This window comes from Streptomyces sp. NPDC007162 (genome assembly GCF_040634175.1).
Classification (GTDB): Bacteria; Actinomycetota; Actinomycetes; order Streptomycetales; family Streptomycetaceae; genus Streptomyces.
The window spans coordinates 1-2029 of sequence record NZ_JBEYFC010000914.1 but is presented as its reverse complement, the minus strand read 5'-3'; the positions used below and the strand labels follow the sequence as shown (position 1 = coordinate 2029).

The following is a 2029-nucleotide window of genomic DNA, read 5'->3' as shown; positions in this document are numbered from 1 at the left end:
GGCCCAGGAGCAGTGGACGGCGCTCATCGACGCCTACCGCGCCCACGGCCACAACGTGGACCGGCTGGAGCCGGTCCCCGGCCTGCCCGACATGGTCTTCGCCGCGAACTCCGCGGTGGTCGTCGGCGGGCGCGTCTTCGGCTCGCTGTTCCACGCCCCCGAGCGGCGCCCCGAGTCGGGCCACTACGACCTGTGGTTCAAGACCGCGGGTTACGACGTGCACCGTCCCGGCGCGGTGGTGGAGGGCGAGGGCGACCTGGTCTGGACGGGCCGGTACCTGCTGGCCGGCACCGGCTTCCGGACCTCCCGGGAGGCGCACCGGGAGGCGCAGGAGTTCTTCGGCCATCCGGTGATCAGCCTGACGCTGGTGGACCCGTACTTCTACCACCTGGACACCGCGCTGTTCGTCCTGGACGAGGAGAACATCGTCTACTACCCGGAGGCCTTCTCCCCCGGCAGCCGGGACGTGCTGCGCCGGCTGTTCCCCGACGCGGTGCTCGCCACCCGCGACGACGCGCTGTCCTGGGGGCTGAACTCGGTCTCCGACGGCCGCCACGTCTTCATCGCGCCGCAGGCCGAGGCGCTGGCCGGCCGGCTCGCCGACCGGGGCTACGAGCCGGTTCCCGTCGACCTGTCGGAGTTCCACAAGGCAGGCGGCGGCATCAAGTGCTGCACCCAGGAAATCCGCTGAGGACCAGGAGATCCCCCTCATGACCGCACCCGCACGCACGCGCACCTCCGCCGACCTGATCCAGGCGGAGCAACCGGTCCTCGCGCACAACTACCATCCGCTGCCCGTCGTCGTGGCCCGCGCCGAGGGCGCCTGGGTGGAGGACGTCGAGGGCCGCCGCTATCTCGACATGCTGGCCGGCTACTCGGCCCTCAACTTCGGCCATCGGCACCCGGCCCTGATCGAGGCCGCGCACCGCCAGCTCGACCGGCTGACCCTCACCTCCCGCGCCTTCCACAACGACCGGCTCGCCGAATTCGCCGCTCGGCTCGCCCAGTTGACCGGCCTGGACATGGTGCTGCCGATGAACACCGGCGCGGAGGCGGTGGAGAGCGGCATCAAGGTGGCCCGCAAGTGGGCCTACGACGTGAAGGGCGTCCCGGCCGACGAGGCCACGATCGTCGTCGCCGCGGACAACTTCCACGGCCGTACGACCACGATCGTCAGCTTCTCCACGGACGACACCGCCCGCGCCGGCTTCGGCCCCTTCACACCGGGCTTCCGGATCGTGCCGTACAACGACCTGGCGGCGCTGGAGGCGGCCGTCGACGAGACGACTGCTGCCGTGCTCATCGAGCCCATCCAGGGCGAGGCCGGTGTGCTGATCCCCGACGACGGCTATCTGACCGGTGTCCGGGAGCTGACCCGGCGCGCGGGCTGCCTGTTCGTCGCCGACGAGATCCAGTCCGGACTCGGCCGCACGGGGCGCACCCTCGCCGTCGACCACGAGGACGTCGTCCCGGACGTGGTGCTGCTGGGCAAGGCGCTGGGCGGCGGGATCGTGCCGGTGTCGGCGGTGGTGGCCCGGCGTGAGGTGATGAGCGTGCTGCACCCGGGTGAGCACGGCTCGACGTTCGGCGGCAACCCGCTCGCCGCCGCCGTCGGAACGGCGGTGGTGGAGCTGCTGGAGGGCGGTGAGTTCCAGCGCCGGGCGGCCGAGCTGGGCGTGGTGCTGCGGGACGGTCTGACGGAGCTGGTCGGCAAGGGCGTGGTCGGCTTCCGGGCGCGCGGACTGTGGGCGGGCGTCGACGTGGACCCGGCGATCGGCACCGGCCGGGAGATCAGCGCACGTCTGATGCGCGAGGGCGTCCTGGTCAAGGACACCCATGGCGCCACGATCCGGCTGGCCCCGCCGCTGACCGTCACGGCGGACGAGCTGCGCTCGGCGCTGGGGTCGCTGGAGAAGGTGCTGGCGGTCTGAGCAGACAGCTGGCCGCGGGCGTCGCGCAGCTGGTCGGGGGTGACGCCGTGGTCGCGGGCCGCGTCCAGGATGTCGTCGCGGAAGCGGTCCAGGAGCCG

General features: G+C 72.4%; 2 protein-coding genes. Both read left to right on the top strand.

All coding sequences use genetic code 11. From position 1 onward, the window contains the following. A partial coding sequence (ddaH, locus tag ABZ646_RS45740; RefSeq protein WP_360533475.1) for a dimethylargininase occupies positions 1-691 on the top strand: 691 nt, incomplete at its 5' end. Positions 692-710: 19 nt separating this feature from the next. Continuing rightward, positions 711-1931 carry an ornithine--oxo-acid transaminase gene (gene rocD / locus ABZ646_RS45735; RefSeq protein ID WP_360533472.1) on the top strand — a complete coding sequence of 407 codons (1221 nt, stop codon included), beginning with the start codon at positions 711-713 and terminating at the stop codon, positions 1929-1931. The last annotated feature ends 98 nt before the right edge of the window (positions 1932-2029 follow it).

Excerpts from the sequence above, each read along its gene's own strand:
- rocD (WP_360533472.1), top strand. The coding sequence starts at position 711 with ATGACCGCACCCGCACGCACGCGCACCTCCGCCGACCTGATCCAGGCG.